The following is a 4,720-nucleotide window of genomic DNA, read 5'->3' as shown; positions in this document are numbered from 1 at the left end:
GGAGACGAGAGGGATACGCGGCGCCTGATACGACAGGCCCTCCGCGACCCGGCGGAACTCCGCCAGCATCGGCTCCATACGCGGGGAGTGGAAGGCGTGCGAGACCGTCAGGCGCTTGGTCTTGCGACCCTGCTGAGCGAACCGTCCTGCTATCTCGGCGACTTGGTGCTCGTCGCCCGATATCACCACGGACGTGGGCCCGTTGACGGCGGCGATCGACACGGCGTCCAGGCCGTCAAGCGCCTCGGCGACCTCGGCCTCGCTCGCCCGCACCGCCACCATGGCGCCGCCTGACGGCAGCGCCTGCATCAGACGGCCACGCGCGGCGACCAGCGTGCACGCGTCCTCCAACGTCCAGACGCCCGCCACATGCGCGGCGGCCAGCTCACCGATCGAGTGGCCCAGCAGCACATCAGGCGTGACACCCCACGACTCCAGCAGGCGGAAGAGAGAAACCTCCAGCGCGAACAGACCGGCCTGTGTGTACACCGTCTGGTCCAGCGCGGCCGCGTCCTCGAACACGACCTCCTTGAGCGGCCGGTCCAGCTCCGCGTCGAACCGCGCGCACACCGCGTCGAACGCCTCCGCGAACACCGGATACGCCGCATACAGCTCCCGGCCCATCCCGGCCCGCTGTGCGCCCTGTCCCGTGAACAGGAACCCGACGCGCCCGTCCTCACCGGCGACGCCCTCGAACAGCGTCGCCGAACCCTTCTCCTCGATCAGCGCGTTCAGGGCGGCGAGGAGTTCGTCCCGGTCCGAGGCGATCACGGCGGCCCGGTGTTCCAGGGCCATTCGGGAGGTGGCCAGGGACAGCCCCACGTCGAGGGGCTTCAGCTCGGGTCGGTCCAGCTGGTGGGCGTGCAGGCGTGCGGCCTGGGCACGCAGGGCCTTGGCCGTCTTGCCGGACAGGATCCAGGGGGTCGCCGGCGAGCCCACGGTGACCGTTTCCGGTTCGTCGGCGGCCTCCGTCCCCGCGGCCTGTTCCAGGACGACGTGGGCGTTGGTGCCGCTGATGCCGAAGGACGAGACGCCCGCGCGGCGCGGACGGTCGGAGGCCGGCCACCGGCGGGTCTCGGTCAGCAGTTCCACGGCGCCCGCGGACCAGTCGACCTGGTGGGAGGGTTCGTCCACGTGCAGGGTCTGCGGGAGTACGCCGTGGCGTAGGGCCAGGACCATTTTGATGACGCCGGCGACACCGGCGGCCGCCTGCGCGTGCCCGATGTTGGACTTCACCGAGCCCAGCCACAGCGGATGGTCCTCGGGCCGGTCCTGGCCGTAGGTGGCCAGCAGCGCCTGCGCCTCGATCGGGTCACCGAGTGTGGTGCCGGTGCCGTGCGCCTCGACGGCGTCGACATCGGCGGTCGTGAGCCTCGCGTTGGCGAGGGCCTGGCGGATCACCCGCTGCTGGGACGGGCCGTTCGGGGCCGTGAGGCCGTTCGACGCCCCGTCCTGGTTGACGGCGCTGCCGCGCACGACGGCCAGCACCCGGTGCCCGTTGCGCCGGGCGTCCGACAGCCGTTCCACCAGCACGACTCCGACGCCTTCGCCCCAGCCGGTGCCGTCCGCCGCGTCCGCGAAGGACTTGCAGCGGCCGTCGGCGGCGAGACCACGCTGCCGGGAGAACTGGACGAAGGTACCCGCGGTCGGCATCACCGTGACACCGCCGGCCAGCGCCAGCGTGCACTCCCCCGACCTCAGCGCCTGCGCGGCCAGATGGAGGGCGACCAGCGACGAGGAGCACGCGGTGTCGACCGTGACGGCGGGGCCCTCCAGGCCGAAGGTGTACGCCACACGGCCGGACACCACGCTGGCCGAGGCGCCGGTCATGGCGTAGCCCTCGACGCTCTCGGCAGCGGTGTCGAACCCGGCGCCGTACCCCTGGTAGCCGCATCCGGCGAACACGCCGGTCCGGCTGCCCCGCAGGGTGGCCGGGTCGATGCCCGCGTTCTCGAAGACCTCCCACGAGGCCTCCAGCAGCAGCCGCTGCTGCGGGTCCATCGCCAGCGCCTCACGCGGGCTGATTCCGAACAGCCCGACCGCCTTCGGCGACCAGCCGCCACAGGTCTTCCGGTGACATCACGCCGCCGGGGTAGCGGCAGGCCATGCCGACGATCGCGATCGGCTCGTCCGCCGCTCCGGCGGCGACGACGGGCTCGTCCGCCGTGGACTGTGCGCCGGCACCCCGCAGTTCCCGGCCCAGTCGCTCGGCCAGGACGGCCGCGGTGGGGAAGTCGTACACCAGCGTCGACGGCAGGGTGAGGCCCGTCGCGGAGTTCAGCCGGTTGCGGAACTCCACGGCGGTCAGCGAGTCGAAACCCAGTTCCTTGAAGGGCCGTTCGGCCGCCACGTCGTCCGGCGAGGCGTGGCCCAGCACGGCCGCCGTCTCGGAACGGACCAGCTCCAGCAGCGCCCGTCCGCGATCCGCCTCGGACAGGCCGCGCAGCCGGCGGGCGAGTGCGGAGTCCGCCAGGCCGGTGTCGTGCGGGCGTTCCGCGTCCAGCACCTTGCGGACGGCCGGCAGATCGCCGATGAGCGGGCGGGGCCGGGCGACGGCGAAGCCGGGCAGGAACTGCTCCCACATCACGTCGGCGATGGTCAGCGCGGTGTCGTCGGCGTCCATGGCCTGCTGGAGGGCGGCGATGGCCGACTCCGGTGCCAGCGGCAGCAGACCGCCCCGGCGCAGCTGCGCCTCACCGGTGGCGTCCGCTGCCGCCAGGCCGACCTCGGCCCAGGGGCCCCAGGCGAGCGCGGTCGCGGGCCGGCCGGAGTCCCGGCGCTGCTGGGCGAGGGCGTCGAGGTAGGCGTTGGCCGCGGCGTAGGCGCCCTGTCCGCCGCTGCCCCAGATGCCGGAGACGGAGGAGAACAGGACGAACGCGTCCAGGGGCGTGTCGAGGAGCAGTTCGTGCAGATGGCGGGCGCCTGCGACCTTGCCGGTCACCACGCGGGCGAACTCGTCGGCGTCCATGCCGGCGAGCGGGGCGTACTGGCCGACGCCGGCGGCGTGCACCACCGCCCGCAGCGGCCGCTCCGGGGGCAAGGCCGCCAGCAAATCCGCCAGCGCTTCCCGGTCCGCGACGTCGCAGGCCGCCACCGTCACCTCGGCACCGAACCCGGCCAGCTCTCGGCGCAGCTCCCCGGCACCGGGCGCCTCGATGCCCCGGCGGCTGGTGAGGATCAGGTGCTCGGCACCGTTGCGGGCGAGCCAGCGGGCGACCTCGGCGCCCAGCGCACCCGTACCGCCGGTCACCAGCACGGTGCCGCGCGGTCGCCACGGGGCCCCGTCCGCCGTTCGGCGAGGAGCGTGGGCGAGCCGGCGGACGAACACGCCCGAGGCGCGCACCGCGATCTGGTCCTCGTCGCCACTCCCGGCCAGCACCGCGAGCAGCCGCCGCAACGCCGGTTCGTCGGCCGTCTCCGGTACATCGACCAGACCGCCCCACCGGTCGGGGTGTTCCAGCCCCACCACTCGGCCGAGGCCCCAGGCCTGCGCCTGGGCGGGGCTCGCCAGCCGGTCGGACCGGCCCACCGACACCGCGCCCCGCGTCAGACACCACAGCGGGGCCGTGGCATCCGCGTCCCCGAGGGCCCGTACGAGTTCCAGGGTGGACCACAGGCCCGCGGTCACCCCGGGGTGCTGCGGGCGGGCGGTCTCGTCCAGCGCGAGGAACGACAGCACGCCGGCGACGGAGCCCTCCTCCGCGACCAGTTCGGTAAGGCGTCGGGCCAGCGCCGCGCGGTCGCCCTCGGCCGAACCGACGGTCAGCACGACGGTCCGTGCCCCGCGTCCGTCCATCGCGGACAGGGTGGCGTCCACCCACTCGTCGCTCCGCAGGGCCTCGGGCACGACGGCCAGCCAGGTCCCGGCCGGAACCGTGGGGGCGGCCTCCGCGAGCGGCTTCCACGTGATCCGGTAACGCCACGAGTCGACCACCGACTCGGTGCGGTGCCGCTTGCGCCAGGCGGACAGGACCGGCAGGACCGCGCTCAGCGAATCCCGCTCGGCCGCTCCCACCTGCAAGGTCTCGGCGACCCGCGCCACATCGGCCCGCTCCACGGCGTCCCAGAACGCCTGGTCCACCGGATCGGCCCGGTCACCGGCCCCCGCCGGCTCCGACACCGTCCAGTAGCGCTCCCGCTGGAAGGCGTACGTCGGCAGCTCCACCGGGCGAGTTCCCCAGCCCGCGAAGAACGCCGACCAGTCGACGGTGGCTCCGCGGACGTGGGCCTGAGTGACAGCGGTGGTCACGGTCTGCGCTTCGGGCCGGTCGGTACGGAGGGCTGGCACGAAGAGCGCGTCAGCGCTGTCCTGGCCCATCGCGGACAGGACACCGTCCGGACCCAGCTCGACGAAGGTCCGCAGGAGACGAGAGGGATACGCGGCGCCTGATACGACAGGCCCTCCGCGACCCGGCGGAACTCCGCCAGCATCGGCTCCATACGCGGGGAGTGGAAGGCGTGGGAAACCGTCAGGCGCTTGGTCTTACGGCCCTGATCAGCAAACCGCTCCGCAATCTCAAGGACTTGGTGTTCATCGCCCGATATCACCACGGAGGTCGGCCCGTTGACGGCGGCGATCGACACCGCGTCCAGGCCACCGAGCGCCTCGGCGACCTCGGCCTCCGTGGCCTGCACGGCCACCATCGCACCACCGGCGGGCAGCGCCTGCATCAACCGGCCGCGTGCCGCAACCAGGACACAGGCGTCCTCCAGCGACCAC

Annotated in this window: 1 pseudogene; it reads right to left on the bottom strand. The window is 73.5% G+C overall.

The window, feature by feature from the left end:
• Window positions 1-4,720: pseudogene (locus IO24_RS44160) on the bottom strand (SDR family NAD(P)-dependent oxidoreductase); the annotation flags it as partial.

The sequence above is a fragment of the Streptomyces flavovariabilis genome (genome assembly GCF_000725785.1).
GTDB lineage: Bacteria > Actinomycetota > Actinomycetes > Streptomycetales > Streptomycetaceae > Streptomyces > Streptomyces hawaiiensis.
Note: the sequence above shows the minus strand (reverse complement) of the source record. Positions and strands in the feature narration are given on the sequence as shown.